Consider the following 18,367-nt stretch of genomic DNA (forward strand, 5'->3'; position numbering starts at 1 on the left):
GCGAACAATCCGCCAGTCAAAGGGACAGAGGGGGGCCACGGCTGCGGGGCCGTGGCGAGAAGATGGGCGCGATGTGCCGCTCGGCGAGCAGCGGGTAATGCCAGCGGCGGAAGCTGACGAGCAGCAGCCAGCAAGCCATCGACGGCATGCCCACCGCGGCGGCCGCGAAAGCCAGGCATTGCAGGCAGGCGTCGTGGCCGGGCCCGCACTGCTCAATGTCGGCCGGTGCCGCGCATGGATTGCTCTGCTGGGACGCGTGGAGATGGGAAAGCGCGTGGACGACGACGCCCGCCTGCCCGAAGAGCAGGAACACGCAGAGCAGGAGCACTAACGGGCGTCGCCACATGGGATGGCTGGGAGGGCGAGGGGCCATGAGCGGCCCGGCTTTCTATTTTTGCAACAATGTTGCAAGTGTGCCATCAGGACCCATCAGGACACAAGCGAAGTCAACACCCATGTACCTAGCTGCCTGTGCGGCCAACAACGTTGTGATTCGGGCCACACCCCCCTCCGTCGAGTGGTAGCGGGCCAGGTGTGCTATTGCGCATACTCGCGGCTAGCAAAAAAATAGCGCGAACGCGCATCGAGGGGTCAGAGATGGAAGCAACCATTACGTTTGCGGGGTACCTGCTGGCGTTTCTGCTGGCGCTGGTCCTCGGGGCGAGAAGCGTGAACCGGCACCATCCGGCGCTGCGCCAGGAATTGCCGGTTGCCGCGGAGCCGCAGCAGCCATAAACGTGGCCCTTGCGGCCCCCCCGCCAGCACTTAGGGTTCAGCAACCACCGCGACGTCGTCGCTTTCCCCCTGCGCCAGCGCCCTGAGCCGCGCCATCGAATTGCGGATATGCAGGCGGGCCAGATGTTCCGCCGCATCGGCATCCGCGCCTTCGATCGCCGCCACGATCTGCTCGTGCTCCTCGATGGCCGCCAGTGCCCGGTCCCGGGCAAACAGGACCCTTGGCGCGAACACCTGCGATGTCATATGCACAATGGGCACCTGCCGCGCCAGGTACTCGTTCGCTGCCAGCCCGATGATGGCCGTGTGAAACTCGACATTGGCCGCTGTATAGACCTCGGGCCGCCATGGCTCGAGGCTCCCCCGCTGCACTTCGATGATGGCGCGCAAGGGCGCTCCAGCCAGCTCGCTGGCGCGTGACGCCGCCAGCCGGGCCGCCAGGCCGTCGATGACCTCCCGCAACTCGTACGCGTCCATCAGCTGCCGGAAATCCGCGCTGACCACGGTCACGCCGCGCGCCGTCTCGGCGCTGACCAGGCCCTCGCGCTCCAGGATGCGCAGGGCTTCGCGCAGCGGCGTGCGGCTGATCTTCAGGTCCTCGGAAATCTCCACCTGGCGCAGCGGCTTGCCCGGCGGATACACCCCGCGGTAGATGCGCTGGCGCAGTACCTGTGCGACTTCCTCGACCAGCCGCACCCGGCCTTGCCATTCGAACGTTTCTGCCATTTGCCCCCAATTTTATGAAACTTCACGCAATTTTGCGCATCCCGGCGCCGTTTGGGCGCAGGGTGATTCAGCTTGGGTGGCGCAGTTTACAAGGGCTGCCCACGGGTCTACTATAGCCGCAAACAGTGGATTCTGGATCCAAAAACCAAAGCCTCGCAAAGCGTGGCATCCAGGCCCCCGAGACACTTTCTGGAGACGCCCGCCGATGAGCGATGCGCTTTGCTTTCTGTCCGCCGCCGAGCTTCAAGGCCGCATCGCCCGCAAGGAAATCTCACCCGTCGAGCTCACGCAGGCCGTGCTCGACCGCGCCGCCCGGCTGCAGCCTGAGCTGAATTGCTTCATCACGCTGTGCGCCGACCAAGCCATCGCCGCCGCCCGCGAGGCGGAGCAAGCCGTCATGGCGGGCAAGCCACTTGGGCTGCTGCACGGTATTCCCTTCACCGCGAAAGACCTCGTCAATACAAAGGGCGTGCGCACCACATTTGGCGTGGCGCCGTACCGGGACAACGTGCCCGACCACGATGCGGTGGCCATCGCCCGCCTGCGCGAGCAAGGCGCCATCCTGATCGGCAAGACCACCACGCCCGAGTTCGGCTCCAAATGCCTGACCGATTCGCCGCTGTTTGGCCGCACGCGCAATGCCTGGAGCCGCGAGCGCACCAGCGGCGGATCGAGCGGGGGCGCGGCGGTTGCCGTGGCTAGCGGCATCGCGCCGCTGGCGGTCGCAACCGATGGCGGTGGCTCCACGCGGATTCCGGCCGCTTGCAACGGCGTGGTCGGCATCAAGCAGAGCAACGGCGTGATTCCGCACAGCCAGGCGCAGGACCTGTTCGGCAACCAGACCTATGTCACGCCGACTACGCGCACGGTCGCCGATACCGGCCTGATGCTGCAGGCGATGGCGGGCGAGCATGCCTGCGACCCCTGGTCCATCGGCGTGCCCAAGCCGGACTATGTCAGCGCGGCGCGAGCGCAAGGCGACCTGCGCGGGCGCCGCATCCTTTACTGCCTGACGCCGCCAGGACGCCCGGCATCGGCGGAAGTGGCGCGGGCCTTCGAGGCGAGCCTGTCCAAGCTGGCCGACCTTGGCGCGGAGCTGGAACCTTTCTCCGGCGAAGGCTTTGACGTGGAGCCGATCTGGCGCGCCATCAACCATACGGTCTGGCGCGCGCGTTTTGCCGCTATTGCCGAGGAGCACGGCGACCAGCTCAGCGCCACGTTCCTGCGGCAGGTGGCCTCCGCCGCGCAGGTCAGCGGCGTGGAGTACCAGCAAGCCATGTTCGACCGCACGAAGCTGTTCCAGCGCGTGCAGGCGCTGCTGCAGCGCGCAGACCTCCTCGCCATGCCTACGCTGACGCGCACGGCGCTGCCCATCGGGCAGGACCTGTTCGGCACCATCGACATCGACGGCGAGACATTCGAAAACGTGCGCGCGCACTGGTTCCCGTGGACCATGCCGTTCAACATGACCGGCCACCCCGCCATCAGCCTGCCCTGCGGCTTCGGCAGCGACGGGCTGCCGATCGGCTTGCAGCTGGTGGGCCAGTTCCGCGGCGACGCTGAACTGCTGCGTGTGTCGGCGCTGTTCGAGGCGTCGCACGGGCTGCTTGGCCAGTGGCCGCAACCGTAATCCGCTGCAACCGCCCCCCCCTTTATCACCGATAGACCTCGCCACCGCATCCGCCATGACCCAAGCTTTACGCCGCAACCTCGTGATCCACACCCTGGCGCTGTCGGCCTGCGCCGTTGCTGTCCTCGCCCTGCCCCGGCCGGCCAGCGCGGCGGACAACCCGGATGCCGCGATGCACATCATCGTCGGCTACGCCCCCGGCGGCGCGGCCGACAGCCTCGCCCGGATCTATGCCGAGCAACTGCGCCAGGATGGGCATGGCACCGTCATCGTGGAGAACAAACCCGGCGCATCGGCCCGCTTGGCGCTCGACTACGTGAAGCGCGCCAAGCCGGATGGCAAGACCATCTTCATCGGGCCGTCGCCGCTGTTCACCATCTTCCCGCTGACCTACAAAAAGCTGGGTTACGACGCGGACAAGGACCTGGTGCCCGCAGCCGTGCTGACCGACGTGCCAACCGTGATCGCGGCGGGCGTGCAGCAGCCGTACAAGAACATGAAGGAGTACGTGGAGTGGGCCAAGCGCAATCCCAATAGCGCCAGCCTGGGCCTGGCGACCATCGGCAGCGCCGGCCATCTCGGCACGGTAGCCCTGGGCAAAGCGGCCGGCATCGCCATCACGCCGGCCGCTTACCGCGGCGCGTCCCCGATGCTGGTCGACGTGATCAGCGGCACGGTGTCGATCGGCTGGGATGCCGTGGCCAGCATGATGCCGCTGTACAAGGGCGGCAAGCTGCAGTTCCTGGGCGTGAGCGGCACGCGGCGCGCCAAGGCGCTGCCGGATGTGCCGACCTTGAAGGAGCAAGGCTTCAGCCAGTATGACTACGCCACCAGCTGGTACGGCGCGTTCCTGCCGGCCGGCACCCAGCCGGACGTCGTTGCCAAGGTCGAGAAGATGTTCATCGTCGCCTCCGGCAACGCCGCGACCGCCGGCAAGCTGGAGGCCCTTGGGCTGGAAGTGGCAGCCAAGCCTGGCCAGGACGCGCGGCATCGCATCCAGCTGGAGCGCGCCGCCTGGAAGCCGATTGTGGAGGCTACCGGTTTCGTCGCGGAGGACTGATCAGGATCAGAGGAAGGGGCGGATGACTCCGCCCCTTCCTCCCGCTCTAATGCGCCGCGCCTTCCCTGAGCGCCTCGCGCGCAGCCATCAGCGCAAATCCGAGCAGATTGGGCCCGCGCCACTGATCGGGATTGGCCGCGCGCGGATCGTCTGCAGCCAGGCCAATGCCCCATATGCGGTCCACCGGGCTGGCCTCCACCAGCACGCGCCGCCCGGTGCCGAGCAGGTAGCCAGCGAGGTCCGGATTCTGGCGGAATTTCTCGATATTGCCCTGCGTCACCAGCGCCTGGCACGCGGCATTCCAGCGCCCTTCTTCAAAGCCGCGCACCTCGCGGCCGAGCCGCTTGGCCGCGGCGGGCGAAGGCGCCGCCAGGATCCGCGCCAGGGCAGGCTCGTCGCCGAACAGGCGCGCCTTGCCAGCCATCATGAAGTGCTCGGCGCTGGCGAACACCTGGCCATCCACGCTGAACCGGGCGGGCCACCACTGCGACAGGCACTCCTTGCCCACCGCGGCTCCCGGCCTGGCGCTGTGGCCCCAGAAAAACAGGTAGGCGGGACGGTGGCCGCGCCGGAAGGCACTGATCAGGGAGGCGTGGTCATGGATATCGGGCTGGGTCATCGTAAGTCGGTATGGTCTGGCATGGATGGAGCCTGGGCGCCCCCAAAGCTCTCTAGTATTGTTCGCGGCAAAGGTGTGCGTCAAATGGCGCAAGGCGCGTGTTCATGAGCAAGGCGTTTTGAGCGCCGGGGCATCGGATCCTCGCCAGCGCAAGCCTGTGGTATCATCTGCGCCGTCTTAGGGGAGTAGCTAGCCTCCAGTCCCTACTGGAGGGGCCTGCGTCAACATACTTGGTACAAAAAACCATGGCGCCGGCGGCCTGATTGGCTCAGCGAGACCTTTGACTTTTCTGTCCACCAGCTGGGGCTGGCACTGGGCAGCGAAGTCATTGGTTCGTTTGTTGCCGGCCCCCTTTGGATGTCACATGGAAGCACTCATTGCTTCGTTCGGTATGGTCGCCCTGGCTGAAATGGGCGACAAGACTCAGCTCCTTTCCTTTCTCCTGGCCTCCCGGTTTCCCGGCAAGCAATGGAGCATCATTGCGGGCATTTTCGTCGCAACGATCTTCAACCACCTCTTTGCCGCCGCCCTGGGCGACTGGGCTGCATCGCACGTCAGCCCGGATGTGACACGCTGGGTGCTGGGCATCGCCTTCCTGGCCTTTGCCGCCTGGGCGCTGATCCCCGACAAGCTGGACGACGAAGGGAACAACGGCAAGCGCGCCGGCGCCTTCGCCACCACCGTCGTCGCCTTCTTCCTCGCCGAGATGGGCGACAAGACGCAGTTCGCCACCATTGCGCTAGGCGCGCAGTATGCCAACCTGGGCATGGTCGTGGTCGGCACCACGCTCGGCATGATGGCGGCCAACGTGCCCGCGGTCCTGCTGGGTGAACGCCTTACCCGCATCATCCCGCTCTCCAAGATGCGCTTCGTCGCCGCGGCGCTGTTCGCCATCTTCGGCATCCTGATCCTCTTCAAGGTGAACTTTGGCCTGAACCTGGGGACCTGAGCCAGCGGCATGGCACGGCCAACTCGCATGCCGGCACGCCAGCTTGTGCTTGCGTGCCGGCATGCGCCTATGGCGCCACTGCCCCGAGGGCAGTATCCTCCCTGAAGCCGTCCCGCCCCCCCCGAGTCCCAAGCCCAACTTGCCAGCCCAATGAAAACAAGAGCCGAAGTCGTCGTGCTGGCAGCCGATCTTGCCGGCACCACCGTGTTTGCCGTGGAGGGCGCCATCATCGGCATGCGGCATGGCCTGGACCTGCTCGGGGTGCTGGTGGTCGCGCTGGTCACCGCGGTGGGCGGCGGCATCATCCGCGACCTCCTGATCGGCGCGGCGCCGCCCAATGCGATCCGGGACTGGCGTTATCCCGCGCTTGCCTTTCTTGCCGGCACCGCGGCGTTCGTGTTTCACTCGGCGGCGCAGGGGTTTACCGGCCCATTGATCATCGTGCTGGATGCGGCGGGCCTGGCGCTGTTTGCCGTAGCGGGCGTGCAAAAGGCGACAAACTACGGCGTACGCCCGCTTGTGGCGACGCTGATGGGCACACTCACCAGCGTGGGCGGCGGCGTGGTGCGCGACATGCTGCTGGCGCAGGTGCCAACCGTGCTGACCGCCGACATCTACGCCACGGCGGCCTGGCTGGGATCCGCGGTACTGGTCAGTGCCCGGGCCCTGCGCCTGCCGCCGAGCGTCGCGGCGCTGGCCGGCGGCGCCAGCTGCTTTGCGCTGCGGCTGCTTGCCGTGCAACATGACTGGCACCTGCCGAAGGTGYCGGTCTGGTGAGTGCTCGGATCTGGGATCTGGGAGCAGGCAACGGATTGCAAGGACGAAGCCCGCCATTTGAGGGATAGCAAGACAAACGCGATTTCCCTGCCTGCTCCGGCGCAACACCCGTGCGTGCCCCGACCGCCGTGCCAGGTGCAACATCGAGTTCGCATGCGCTATGATCGCAATCGCTTGGCGCAGGCGAAGTACAGGGGGGGCGAAGCGTGAATGCCCAGGAACTGGACACAACAAGATTCGGGAAAAACAACATGCAGACACATGGCGGGAAAACAATAAGAATCCGCAAGGCACTGATGACCCTCGGGGGCGCTCTGCTACTGGCGCCCTGCGCCGCGCTCACGACAACCCAGGCGTCGGCCCAGAGCGTCGAGCAACCGGCGTTCAAGGAAGGCGATAGCTGGACCATGCACCTGAAGAACCAGTTCCAGAATGGTGAAACGCGCGAACGCAGCTTCGTCAGCGCCCTGGTCCGCTCCGGCGGGGATAGCATCCTGATATCGACCAAGCCAGTCGATTCCAGCCTCCCCCCCAAGGAAATCCTGCTGGGTCTCGACTGGAGCCAGGCGAGAAGCATCAACGGCCATATGCAGGTCGTCAACAAGCCGCTCTCGTTCCCCATGAAGATCGGCAAGACATGGACCGTCTCCTACGACGAGGAACATCCAAATCCCACGATCAAGCAGCGCCATACCCAGATGCAATACAAGGTGATTGGCTGGGACGATATCACTGTGCCTGCCGGCAAATTCCACGCATTGAAGATCGAAACCGACGGGACCTGGTACCTGGAGTTCCAGCCCACGCCGTCGGCCGCCGCCGCGGTTGCCAAGGTGGATCAGAATGGTTCCAGTGTCACGATGCAGAGCCAAAGGCCCACTACTCCAGATCCAGCCACAGGCCGCATTTACCGGGCGTACTGGTATGTGCCGTCGGTCAAGCGGGCAGTGAAAATCATCGAGGAGCAGTACAACTCTGGAGGCGGCCTCTCAAACCGGGACACGGTGGAGCTTGAGGCGTACAAGGTCGACATGCAGGCCGCCGCCGGCAACTAAGCGGTCGCCAGGGCTACTGCAGCGCTCGTACTGACCGGGCAGCTTACCGCAGCCACGGATGGAGCATCATGCCGTTGAAAGACACCCCAAAGGACTGGGTTCTGCGCGCGCCGCAAGCAGGCCGCATGGAACGCATCGAGGCGTTCTTTTCCGGGCATGGCTACGATCCGCACCGCCACGATACCTATGCCATCGGACGGACGCTGTCGGGCGTGCAGCGCTTTCAATATCGTGGCGCAGAGTGCAACAGCGTGCCTGGCGGGACCATCGTGCTGCATCCCGATGAAGTCCATGACGGCGAGGCCGGCACCGACGCTGGCTTCCAGTACCGGATGTTGTATATCGAGCCGGCGTTGATCCAGCAGGTGCTGGGCGGCAAGCCGCTGCCCTTTATCAAGAACGGCCTGTCCTCGGATGCGCGGCTGTGCGAAGCGACCGGCGTCTTGCTGCAAAGCATGGAGAGCCCGCTCGATCCGCTGGAGGAGGACGATGCGCTGTTCGATCTCGCGCATGCCCTGAGCGCCGCGGCCGGCGCTCGCGCCAGGCACCAGGGCTACGACTACCGGGCTGCAGAGATGGCGCGGGAGTTCATTCACGGCGCGCTGCACCGCACGGTCACCTTGAGTGAGCTGGAAGCGTGCAGCGGGCGCGATCGCTGGAGCCTGTCGCGGGACTTCCGCTTGCTGTTCGGCACCAGCCCTTACCGCTACCTGACCATGCGCCGGCTTGACCTGGTCCGCTCGCTGCTGATGCGGGGCCAGTCGCTGGCCGATGCCGCGCTGGCCGCGGGATTCACCGATCAGAGCCACATGACGCGTCACTTCGGCAAGGCCTATGGCATGTCGCCGGCACGCTGGGTAAAGATGCAGCAAAGGCTGCGCTGAGGGCGCCGGCCGACAGCTTGCACGATCGTACAAGATTTCACCTGCCGGCCTTGCTAACGTGCGCATTCACGACAAGGCAAGGAGATACACGCTATGCAACACGATCTGGCAAGCGCCCCACACAAAGAGCCCGGTGAATACAAGAGCCTGAACTTCGCGCAGAAGCTCGGCCTGATCCATGAGCGCTGGACACCGAAAGTCATCGCCGAGATGAACGACTACCAGTTCAAGCTGGTCAAGATCGAAGGCGAATTTCTCTGGCACCAGCATGCCGAGACCGATGAGGCGTTCATCGTGCTGGAGGGCACGCTGCGCATCGATTTTCGCGACGGGCACGTGCGGCTATCGGCGGGCGAGATGTTCGTGGTGCCCAAGGGCGTGGAGCACAAGCCTTTTGCCGAGACGGAGGTGAAGCTGCTGTTGATCGAGCCCAGGGGCGTGCTGAATACCGGCGGCGAGGGCGGCGAGCGGACGGCGGTCAACGACGTCTGGATCTGACCGCCCCGCCGTGCCCGCCCTATCCGCGCTATCCTCCCGGCGCTCAGGCCTTGCGATAGCGTGCGATGCCGTCCGGGCCCACCTCCATCACGGCTTCTTCCCGCTGCACGAGATAATTCAGGTGGGCAATGCTCTCGCCGGTTGCCATGCCGAGCAGCCCGGGCTCGGCGCCGATGGGGCGGGAGAATAGCTCGCCGAAGACGTCAACCGCCCGCCTGGGCTCGGCCAGCGCGGCGCGCAGCCGGTCCAGCGCGTGGTGCTGGCTGCGCTCCAGATAGTCGATACGCGCGTGCAAGCCACGGAAGGGCTCGTTGTGTGCCGGCAGCACCAGTACGTCGTCCGGGACTTCCCGGCGCAGCTTGGCGAGCGAGGCCAGCCAGTCACCCATCGGATCGGCATCGGGCTCGGTGGGGAAGACCGACACATTGGAAGAGATGCGCGGCAGGATCTGGTCGCCGCTGATCAGGATCTTCAACGCCTCGTTATAAAGGCAGGCGTGTTCGGGCGAGTGGCCATTGCCAACCACGACCCGCCACTGGTGCTCGCCAATCGTCAGGTTCTCGCCGTCGCGCAAGCGCCGGTAGCTGTCGGGCAAGGCATGGACGTACTTGCCGAAGCCGCCAAAGCGCACGCGGTAAGCTTCGATGGCATTGTCGTCCCAGCCTGCGCGGCGATAAAAACGCACGCCGTCTTCCGGCGCCTCGCGCCCGGTGTCCGCCGCGAGCACGCGGCAGTTCAGGTACTCCAGCCGGGTCATCCACAGGCGGCAGCCGAACTTGCGGGTCAGCCAGCCGGCCATGCCGATATGGTCGGGATGCATGTGCGTGACGAAGAGCCGGGTGAGCCCGTCCGCCAGCGCCCCACCCTGCGCGAAAAGATCGCGCCAGGCGGCGGCGGTCTCGCTGGTTTGCAATCCCGCGTCCACCCCCGCCCAGCCTGCGCCGTCGCGCACCGCCCACAGGTTGATATGGCTCAGCGCAAACGGCATCGGCATGCGGATCCACAGCACACCCGGCGCGACCTCAACCGCGCTGCCTGGCGCCGGCGCTTCTCCGCAAGGGTAGTCGAGAACAGGCTTGCTCTCGGCCTCGGGTGGGGGGGTCAAACTCTCGTCGCTCATATTGTTGTTTTCCGTGGGTCCGTGCGGACATGCCAGCCGCGCCGCGTGGCGCTCGGGAAACTGCACCGGCATGGGGCAAGGCTGCGCACCCTTGCGTGCGACGCCGTGAACGATTCTACCGAGGTCCGGGCGTTCGCGCAGCAGCACGTACCCGGCGCAACTGGCGCGCGGGCGCCACGGCGCTGGCTAATACGGCGGGGTATATCCAGATTCTATATCCGGCATCAAAAAACTATCTTGGACATTTAGCGGCGGCAGGGCAATAGTGGGGCCACTGCCGCAAAAGTCGGCGGATCCCGGCAAAAATATCGCGCGGAGACACAATGAAACTGAGCCGCTGTACTTTCCTGATAGGCGCACCGGCCTGCATCCGGCCGTGGCTCCCAACCACGTGTTCGAGGCCCCTGACGGGCCGGCGCTGATCGGCATAGGCAACGATACACAGCAAAGACGCTTCGGTCTGGCGGCCGACCTGCAAGAGGTGGTCGATGCGCCGGATTTCACCACGATCACCGCCTGCGTGGCGAGTGTTTCCGAAACGGTCGATCTCGTCCCGGCGCGCGTCCGGCCCCGGCCGGTGGCCGAATGGCGCGATACCCTGCGCGCTGCCAACGTCGCCCGCTCCCCCATCCACAGGCTGGACCGGGCGCTGGATCATCCCGTGCGGCACACAGATCAAATAACGTTCTCATAGAAGGAATGGTCATGCCAGATTCCCCGGACACCGGCACGCCCGGCTCCTGCCTGGAGGCATTTCGCAAGCAGATCCGCGACTTCTTGCGAGAGGCGGTTCCGCCCGACATCCGCGCCGCCACGCGCGCGCACTGCCTCGTCACGCGCGAGCAGGCCGCCAGATGGCACCGCATCCTGCATGCGCACGGCTGGGCTGCGCCCGGTTGGCCACGCGAGCACGGCGGCCCGGGCTGGTCGCTGGTGGAGCAGGCCATTTTCCGGGAGGAACTCGCTGCCAGTGACGCGCCCCATGTGGAGAACCTGGGTATCGACACGATCGGCCCTACGCTGATCCGCCATGGCACGCCTGAACAATGCCGGTGCTTCTTGCCCGGCATGCTCACCTTCGACGACTTCTGGGCGCAGGGGTACTCCGAGCCCGACGCCGGCTCGGACCTGGCATCGCTGCGCACTGGGGCTCGCCGCGATGGCGATATGTGGGTCGTCAATGGCACCAAGATCTGGCAAAGCCTCGGGCATTGGGCCAACTGGGCTCTGGTGCTGGCACGCACGGACGCGGCCGCGCAACGCAAGCAGGACGGGATTTCAGTGCTGCTGATCGATCTGCGCTCGCCCGGCGTGACGGTACGTCCCATTCGCTATATCAATGGCTCGCACTTTCACGTCCAGATGTTTTTTGACGATGTGCGCGTCCCGGCCGCAAACCTGGTCGGTACGGAGAATTCAGGCTGGGCCATCGCCAAGGGCCTGCTGGTCATCGAGCGTCTGTTCGTGGCGCGGGTGGCCGAGTGCAAGGCAGAACTATCCCGAGCCGCAGGGCTGGTCGAGCGGCAGCACGGCGGCAACGATCCGGCGCGGAGCATGGAGCATGCCCTGCTCAGGCGCCGCCACGCCACCCTGGACATTCGCATGCGCGCACTCGAGGCGGCGTGGTGGCCTGCCGTGCAGCAGGCCGCGCAAGGCGGCAGTCCCCAACTGGAGGCTTCGTTGCTGAAACTCGAAGGCATCCAGTTGCTGCAGGACCTGCACCTGTTCAGCATGGATACCCATGGCACCGCGTCCCTGGTGTTCGATCCGCAAGCCGTCGAGGGCAGGCCAGGCGACGGGCTCGCTGGGCATGCCGGGAACCTGGCCCTGCACATGTGGCGTTACCGCGGCAGTTCGCTGGCTGGCGGTTCCTCCGAGATACAGCGCCAGATCATCGCCAAAGCAATCTTCTCCGGACAGACCGAGATCGACTGCCCGCGCGCCGATCACCTGGGCGAACAGCAGGCCATGATGGTCGATACCGTGCGCCGCTGGYTGGACAAGCACTACAACTTCGCGCGCAGGCAGAAGATCATCGGCACGCATGGCGGCTTCGATGAAGCAGCGTGGACCGGCCTGGCCGAACTTGGCCTGACCGGCCTGGCCATTCCGGAGGCAGCCGGAGGCCTGGGCAACACCATGGCAGACCTGCTGCCGATCATTGAAGCGCTTGGCGAAGCGCTGGTTCTCGAACCGCTGCCGTGGAGCGCGGTGCTTGCCACGCAGGCGCTGCTCGCGGCGCCGCATGGCCCGGCCCGCGACGCGCTGTTGGCGGCCCTGGCCAGCGGACAGACCCGCTGCGCGCTGGCTTGCGGTGACGGCGCCAGCGATGGCCGGATACCGCGCCCGAAGATAACGGCGCAGCGCACCGGCGAAGGCTGGCGTCTCGATGGCGTCAATCCGATGGTGCTGGGTGGCGCCCAGGCCCATCGCTTTGTCGTGGCGGCGTGCCTGAGTGAGGGCGGCATCGGCCTGTTCGACGTGCCGGCCAGCATCGGCGGCATTGGCAAACGCGCTTATCAGCTCCACGACGGGCGCAGCGCGGCTGACCTGCACCTGGACGGCGTGGTACTGCCGCGCGCCGCATTGCTCGCTGGCCCCGAGCATGCCCCCGTGTCAATGCAACAGGCCCTGGCACTGGCCACAGTAGCGCTCTGCGCGGAGAGCGTCGGTGCCATGCGGCGCGCGCTAGGCATCACAGTCGAATACCTGCGCACACGCAGGCAATTCGGCCGCACCTTGTCGGAACAACAGGTCCTCCAGCACCGCGTGGCTGAACACTACCGCGCATGGAACAACGCGCGCCATCTGGTGCGGCTGGCACTGGCAGACTGGGATACCGTGCAACCGGCGGAACGCGAGCGCCGCGTCAGCGCGGCCAAGTACATGACCGGTACCGCCGGCCGCGGTATCGCACTGGATGTCTTGCAGTTGCATGGCGCCATCGGCCTGCAGGACGAGACAGCCATCAGCCATTACAGCAAGCGGCTGATCGGCAATGAACTGCTTCTGGGCAATGCCGCCACGCATCTCGGGCGCTTTGCCGCCACCATGGACGCTCCCCGCATGTAATACGGCGAGGACATCGACGGAACCAAGAGAGGACAAGACCTATGCATGCATGGCCCCCGGAAAAGCGCCTCGCCCTTTCGCTCGTCTGCGCCCTGGCCGCGACGACACTGCCAGCCACTGCCGGCACGCAGGCGGATACGACATGGCCAAAGCGGCCGGTCACAATCGTTGTGCCGGGCGCGGCCGGTGGGACGATCGATATTCCAATCCGGCTGCTGGCCAGGAAACTCAGCGCGCGCCTGGGGCAGTCCGTCGTCGTCGACAACCGCCCCGGCAGCGGCGGCATCATCGGAACACAGGCGGCGCTGCGTGCCCCGGCCGACGGCTACACGTTGCTGGCAGGCAATGTCGGCCCGCAAGCGATCAACTACAGCGCCTACAAGCACCTCACCTATGGGCCGTCGGATCTGACCCCGGTCACCGACATCATTGCCTTTCCCAATGTCCTGGTGGTCAATGCCCAATCGCCCATCAGGAGCGTGGCCGACCTGGTCGCGCAACTCAGGCAACAACCCGGCAAATTTTCCTTCGGCTCGGCCGGTATTGGCCAGACCAGCCATCTTGTGGGCGAACTCTTCAAGATGCGCACCGGCACCGATGCCATTCACGTGCCATACAAGGGTTCCACGCCTGCCACCACGGCATTGCTGGCAGGAGAGACGACATTCCAGTTCGACAACCTGACACAGGCACTGCCGCATATCCGCTCCGGAAAGCTGCGCGCGCTCGCCGTGACCTCGGCGCAGCGCATGCCGAGCCTGCCAGAGGTGCCCACGATGGCGCAGGCCGGCTTTGACAGTTTCCTCTCGACTGCGTGGATCGGCATCTTCGTTGCTGCCAAGACACCGCCGGCGATCGTCTCCCAGCTGGAGCAGCAGCTTGCCGTGATCATGCGCGATCCGGAGCTGTTGGCCCAGATTCGCGAAATGGGGGGCGTTGCGGGAGGCCAGCCACCGGAGAAGTTCGCCGCATTCGTGGCAAGCGAGCGGAAACGGTGGGGAGAAGTCATCCAGACAGCGCATCTGACGCTGGATTGATTGACTTCGTGGGTGCTGAGCATGAAGGGGCGGTCGATCAGGCCAAGATGTCGCACGCAGCGTGATCGTCTTTCCGGGCATTGGTAGCCTGCCACAGGAACCTGGCCTGTCGATTCATCTACAAGTTGGGGTAAAAAATGACAGAGAGCGTGTTTCCCGAAAAGGCCGGGTCGCAGACGCCCGAGCATTTCGATGTCTTGATCGTCGGGGCCGGCATCTCGGGGATAGCATCCGCCTATCATCTCGCCGACCAATGCCCGGAGATGCGCTTCGTCGTCCTGGAGTCACAGGAAAGCTATGGTGGCACCTGGCACACGCATCGCTATCCCGGCATCCGCTCCGACAGCGACCTCTACACCTTCGGTTATCGCTTCAAGCCCTGGACTGGCGCACCGATCGCTACTGCGGCGGAAATCCGTTCGTACATGGGCGAGGTCATCGAGGAGAACGGGCTCGACCGGCACATCCGCTATCGGCATGCCATCCGCTCGGCATCGTGGTCGAGCCAGGACAATCTCTGGACCATCGAGGCAGAGCGGACCGACACCGGCGAGATGGTCCGGTTCACCACCAATTTTCTCTGGATGTGCCAGGGCTACTTCAGGCACTCGCAGGGCTACACGCCGGAATGGCGGAACATGCAGTCCTTCAAGGGACAGATCGTCCACCCGCAAACATGGCCCGAGAATCTGGCCTACGAAGGCAAGAAGGTCCTCATCATCGGCTCGGGCGCCACGGCAGCAACGCTCGTGCCGACGCTCGCCGGGACATGCGCGCATGTCACCATGCTCCAGCGTTCCCCGACCTATTTCTTCACAGGGCRCAACGCCAACGTGCTTGCCAACGAACTGCGGCAACTGGAAATCGACGAGACGTGGATCCACGAGATTGTGCGCCGTAAGATCCTGCACGATCAGGCCGAGTTCACGCGTCGCGCCCGGGAAGAGCCGGAGGTGGTCAAGCAGGAGTTGCTCGCCGGCGTGCGGGCCCATCTCGGCCCGGAATTCGATGTCGACACGCACTTTACGCCGCGCTATCGGCCATGGCGGCAGCGCATCGCCTTCATCCCGGACGCAGACCTGTTCCAGGGTGTGCGCGACGGCAAGGCCTCGATCGTCACCGACGAGATCGAGCAGTTCGTGGAAACCGGCGTCGAGCTGAAATCCGGCCAGACGTTGGACGCCGATATTATCGTCACGGCCACGGGCTTTGATCTGAGTGTGCTCGGCGACATCGCCTTCACCATCGACGACAAGCCTCTGAGCTTCTCCGACACCGTCACCTACCGCGGGATGATGTTCACAGGCGTGCCCAATCTGGTCTGGGTCTTCGGATACTTCCGTGCGAGCTGGACCTTGCGCGCTGACCTGATCGGCGACTTCGTCTGCCGGCTGCTTCGCCACATGAAAAGCAAGGGCGCGAGCAGGGTCATGCCGACGCTGCGGCCCGAGGACGAGAACATGACGCTTGGGTCATGGGTGGACCCGGAGAACTTCAATCCCGGCTACCTGATGCGCGGCATGCATCTGCTCCCCAAGCGGGGCAGCAAACGCGAGTGGCAGCATACTCAGGATTATTGGGCAGAGAAGGACGAATTCCCCACCATCGATCTCGATGATGCGGTCTTCGACTACACATGCGAATTGCCAGGAGGCGCCAAGCCACCGCTTGCTTGACGGCACCGGACAGCAGGGTTGCAACGCCCTCCTTATCTTCGATCGGCTGCGGCGCTGCCGCTGACCCTCCCGACACGCAGGACGCTATTGGTCACAGCGTCCCGGCAATGTGTTGCATGACCAGGCTGCTCATCGCCACGCTGACCCACACGATCAGGCCAAGCAGCAGCGGTCGTGCCCCAGCGCGCTTCAGCCTGTCGATGTCGGTACTCAGGCCTACCCCGGTGAGGGCGCCGACGACCAGGAACGGGGTCATCAACTGGATCGCATGTGTCAGGCCAGATGGCAGCCATTCATTGACAGCCGAAGCCAGGACGAAGAAGACAATGAACCACGGAATGGCACGACGCATCGACCCGCCAGGCTGATTGCGCTGGCAGATCAGCGCGATCACCAGCGTGACCGGCACGATCATCATGGCGCGCGTCAGCTTGACGATCGTCGCGAATTCGCCCGCGGCCGAACTCCAGGCATAGCCGGCTGCGACGACCGAGGACGTGTCATTGATCGCGGTTCCGGCCCAGAGGCCGAATCCGGCATCGGACATGCCAAGCATCTTGCCAAGAATAGGGAAAATGACGACGGCCACCACGTTGAACATGAAGATCGTGGACAGCGCATACGTCATGTCGTGATCGTCGGGCTGGAGCACAGGCGCGATTGCCGCAATAGCCGATCCGCCGCAAATGGCGGTGCCGGCGCCGATCAGGATCTTGAGCTTCTCAGGGATGCGCAGGATGCGGCCGGCGATGATGGCGGCGGCGAAGGCGACCGCTAGCGTGACCAGCGAGACCGGCAGCGACCTCAGCCCGGTCTGCACGACCTCGTGCAGCGGCAGGCTGAAGCCCAGTCCGATGATCGAGTATTGCAGCATCTGCTTGGAGGCGAACTGGATACCTGACTTGTATTGGTCGCCCGGCTTGAGAAAGGCTCGGCAGAGCACACCAAGCAGCATGCCGAAGACAGCACCGCCAAGTATTGGAACCAGCTTGCCAAGTAACGCAGCAGGCACCGCTACGGCGACGACCAGGAGGAGTCCGGGGAAGGAGGACTTGGTCGAGAGCATTCTGAACGCCATGTGCAGCACCTTCTTAGATGAATTTGGCATAACGATATGCCCATACCGCATATCGGAGCCAACGCCATTTTTGGGTTATTGCTATTGAAAAAATCGATAAGGACGCTCCTGGGCTGGCACGAAGTGCACAAAAAAAAGCCGCCGCAGGGGATGGGCGGCGGCGGCTCTACTTCGACAAGGCTGGACTTCAGCTAGCCACGCACAATCAAGTGACGAATTCAGATCACGGCGGGGGTCACGTACGGGGGGAACGCACTTGTCCGCGAACGCGCAATGCCAGCCCGATGCCATGTCAAAGCCTGCTACGCCGGCTTCCCGCAGCGTCGGCATATCGGGCAGCAAGGCCAAGCGATAACTTCTGTCACTACGTGAAAGCGCAAATAGCGGGACGCTTATCGAGCTGAGACTGCGCCACAAACCGCTGGTAAGTCCCAGTTCAGTTTGTGCCCGTAACGACAACACAGCGCTTCATGCCACCAATGCGATCAGGCCGGAAGTCAGTAGCAAACCGCTTACGATGTGCTCGAGCCTGCGCGAGGGTAGCCTCTTGCATAGCCGCTCCCCAACAAAGGCACCAAGGGCGAACATTGGCACAAGCAGCGCTGTCGAATAGAGCTGTGATGTGTGAACCTGACGCTCGACCACAAACAAGGCAACCACGCCGACATACAGCACCGCGAAATAAGCGAGGAGATTCGCGCGCAGAGTTGCGCCCTGCCCGATGCCATTGAGATAGTAGACGATCGGTGGACCGCCGATGCCCCCCAATACAGTCAGCGCACCGCTGATGGCGCCGGCGGTAAAGGTGGGACGCCAGCCGCTATCGTGCAGCCAGCGCCAGCCCCTGATGTGCATCAACGTGGAAAGGAGGACTGCGACCGCGACGATCCGACGCAGATCGACCCCGCTGTCGTTTACCAACCAACGCGTCGTCACGGCGGCGCAGCCCGTGGCGATCAGCGCGAGCGGAATCACAGTGCGCCAGCGCGCCGCGCTAGCCCAATTGCGCACGCCCTGCAGCGAGGTCGCTAGATGTATCAGCACGATCAGGACACCGACCTCGGGGGCTGGGATCAGCAACCCGAACAAGGGCGCCATGACAAGTGCACCGCCAAATCCGGTCATGCCTTTAGCCAAACCGGCCACCATGCAGATCAAGGCAAGACATCCCAGTACGGAAGGGGAATCGACAAAACTCATGCGTCGCTTTATTCGCGGTAGACAAGAAAATATGAAGGCAAAATCGATCGCTACCGTGCACGCAAGACGACATACCCCCAAGGAGAGGGCCAGCATATTCGCAACATTCATGACGCACGTATAGTGCCAGTGGCGTCATTTCGATGGTGCCAGAGGCACTCTTGCAGGAGAGCGCCATGCCCGCGTCGCGTTGCTGGGGCCATCGCATTGGCACGCCACAGGGGTTCCTTTCCTTGGCTTCGGCAGATCAG

General features: G+C 64.6%; 18 protein-coding genes and 1 riboswitch. Of the genes, 12 read left to right on the forward strand and 6 right to left on the reverse strand.

Annotated elements, in window-relative coordinates:
• Positions 1–16: 16 nt before the first annotated feature.
• A complete protein-coding gene (locus AC1DQR_RS23930) occupies positions 17–328 on the reverse strand; it encodes a hypothetical protein (protein WP_477133911.1) in 312 nt (103 codons plus the stop codon).
• Between the two features lie 269 nt (positions 329–597).
• Between AC1DQR_RS23930 and AC1DQR_RS23935 the strand changes: the two genes are divergently transcribed.
• On the forward strand, positions 598–735 hold the full coding sequence (locus AC1DQR_RS23935; RefSeq protein WP_174426420.1) for a hypothetical protein: 138 nt from the start codon (positions 598–600) through the stop codon (positions 733–735).
• Positions 736–765: 30 nt separating this feature from the next.
• Here the strand turns inward: AC1DQR_RS23935 and AC1DQR_RS23940 are convergent, their stop codons facing one another.
• Entirely contained in the window at positions 766–1,461 is a 696-nt protein-coding gene (locus tag AC1DQR_RS23940; RefSeq protein WP_416050640.1) for a GntR family transcriptional regulator, read from the reverse strand.
• Positions 1,462–1,666: 205 nt separating this feature from the next.
• Here AC1DQR_RS23940 and AC1DQR_RS23945 point away from each other — a divergent pair, with 205 nt between their 5' ends.
• Both AC1DQR_RS23945 and AC1DQR_RS23950 read left to right on the forward strand, forming a co-directional pair.
• Entirely contained in the window at positions 1,667–3,091 is a 1,425-nt protein-coding gene (locus AC1DQR_RS23945) for an amidase (RefSeq protein WP_477133912.1), read from the forward strand.
• A 55-nt stretch (positions 3,092–3,146) separates the two neighbouring features.
• On the forward strand, positions 3,147–4,151 hold the full coding sequence (locus tag AC1DQR_RS23950) for a Bug family tripartite tricarboxylate transporter substrate binding protein (protein ID WP_416050641.1): 1,005 nt from the start codon (positions 3,147–3,149) through the stop codon (positions 4,149–4,151).
• 46 nt (positions 4,152–4,197) lie between these two features.
• On the opposite strand, the gene AC1DQR_RS23955 is transcribed toward AC1DQR_RS23950, so the two are convergent.
• Positions 4,198–4,770: an NADAR family protein gene (locus AC1DQR_RS23955; protein ID WP_477133913.1), complete on the reverse strand. Its 573-nt coding sequence runs from the start codon at positions 4,768–4,770 to the stop codon at positions 4,198–4,200.
• Between the two features lie 166 nt (positions 4,771–4,936).
• Positions 4,937–5,125: riboswitch (yybP-ykoY riboswitch) on the forward strand.
• Positions 5,126–5,134: 9 nt separating this feature from the next.
• Here AC1DQR_RS23955 and AC1DQR_RS23960 point away from each other — a divergent pair.
• From AC1DQR_RS23960 to AC1DQR_RS23980, 5 genes are all read left to right on the forward strand, one after another.
• Positions 5,135–5,719, forward strand: coding sequence for a TMEM165/GDT1 family protein (locus AC1DQR_RS23960; protein ID WP_416050643.1), 585 nt, complete (start codon positions 5,135–5,137; stop codon positions 5,717–5,719).
• Between the two features lie 150 nt (positions 5,720–5,869).
• Positions 5,870–6,496, forward strand: a complete 627-nt coding sequence (locus AC1DQR_RS23965) for a trimeric intracellular cation channel family protein (protein WP_477133914.1) — start codon at positions 5,870–5,872, stop codon at positions 6,494–6,496.
• A 206-nt stretch (positions 6,497–6,702) separates the two neighbouring features.
• Positions 6,703–7,551, forward strand: coding sequence for a hypothetical protein (locus AC1DQR_RS23970; protein ID WP_477133947.1), 849 nt, complete (start codon positions 6,703–6,705; stop codon positions 7,549–7,551).
• Positions 7,552–7,619: 68 nt separating this feature from the next.
• Positions 7,620–8,435 carry an AraC family transcriptional regulator gene (locus AC1DQR_RS23975; protein ID WP_416050645.1) on the forward strand — a complete coding sequence of 272 codons (816 nt, stop codon included), beginning with the start codon at positions 7,620–7,622 and terminating at the stop codon, positions 8,433–8,435.
• A gap of 93 nt (positions 8,436–8,528) precedes the next feature.
• The gene (locus AC1DQR_RS23980) at positions 8,529–8,933 is read left to right on the forward strand and encodes a cupin domain-containing protein (protein ID WP_416050646.1); all 405 of its coding nucleotides are present in this window, start codon (positions 8,529–8,531) and stop codon (positions 8,931–8,933) included.
• Between the two features lie 43 nt (positions 8,934–8,976).
• Here AC1DQR_RS23980 and AC1DQR_RS23985 read toward each other — a convergent pair whose 3' ends face one another.
• Positions 8,977–10,053 carry an MBL fold metallo-hydrolase gene (locus tag AC1DQR_RS23985; protein WP_416050647.1) on the reverse strand — a complete coding sequence of 359 codons (1,077 nt, stop codon included), beginning with the start codon at positions 10,051–10,053 and terminating at the stop codon, positions 8,977–8,979.
• 265 nt (positions 10,054–10,318) lie between these two features.
• On the opposite strand from AC1DQR_RS23985, the gene AC1DQR_RS23990 reads away from it, so the two are divergent.
• The 4 genes from AC1DQR_RS23990 to AC1DQR_RS24005 all read left to right on the forward strand — a co-directional run bounded on the left by AC1DQR_RS23990 (position 10,319) and on the right by AC1DQR_RS24005 (position 15,838).
• Positions 10,319–10,747 (forward strand): CoA transferase, encoded by a 429-nt coding sequence (locus AC1DQR_RS23990; protein WP_416050648.1) that lies wholly within the window; start codon positions 10,319–10,321, stop codon positions 10,745–10,747.
• An 11-nt stretch (positions 10,748–10,758) separates the two neighbouring features.
• Positions 10,759–13,125: an acyl-CoA dehydrogenase family protein gene (locus AC1DQR_RS23995; protein WP_477133915.1), complete on the forward strand. Its 2,367-nt coding sequence runs from the start codon at positions 10,759–10,761 to the stop codon at positions 13,123–13,125.
• Positions 13,126–13,166: 41 nt separating this feature from the next.
• The gene (locus AC1DQR_RS24000; protein WP_477133916.1) at positions 13,167–14,162 is read left to right on the forward strand and encodes a Bug family tripartite tricarboxylate transporter substrate binding protein; all 996 of its coding nucleotides are present in this window, start codon (positions 13,167–13,169) and stop codon (positions 14,160–14,162) included.
• Positions 14,163–14,299: 137 nt separating this feature from the next.
• The gene (locus AC1DQR_RS24005; protein ID WP_477133917.1) at positions 14,300–15,838 is read left to right on the forward strand and encodes a flavin-containing monooxygenase; all 1,539 of its coding nucleotides are present in this window, start codon (positions 14,300–14,302) and stop codon (positions 15,836–15,838) included.
• 91 nt (positions 15,839–15,929) lie between these two features.
• Here the strand turns inward: AC1DQR_RS24005 and AC1DQR_RS24010 are convergent, their stop codons facing one another.
• Positions 15,930–16,904, reverse strand: coding sequence for a YeiH family protein (locus tag AC1DQR_RS24010; protein ID WP_477133918.1), 975 nt, complete (start codon positions 16,902–16,904; stop codon positions 15,930–15,932).
• Positions 16,905–17,384: 480 nt separating this feature from the next.
• On the reverse strand, positions 17,385–18,116 hold the full coding sequence (locus AC1DQR_RS24015; RefSeq protein ID WP_477133919.1) for a sulfite exporter TauE/SafE family protein: 732 nt from the start codon (positions 18,114–18,116) through the stop codon (positions 17,385–17,387).
• Between the last annotated feature and the right edge of the window lie 251 nt (positions 18,117–18,367).

It is taken from the genome of Cupriavidus sp. 05L411 (assembly GCF_056398045.1).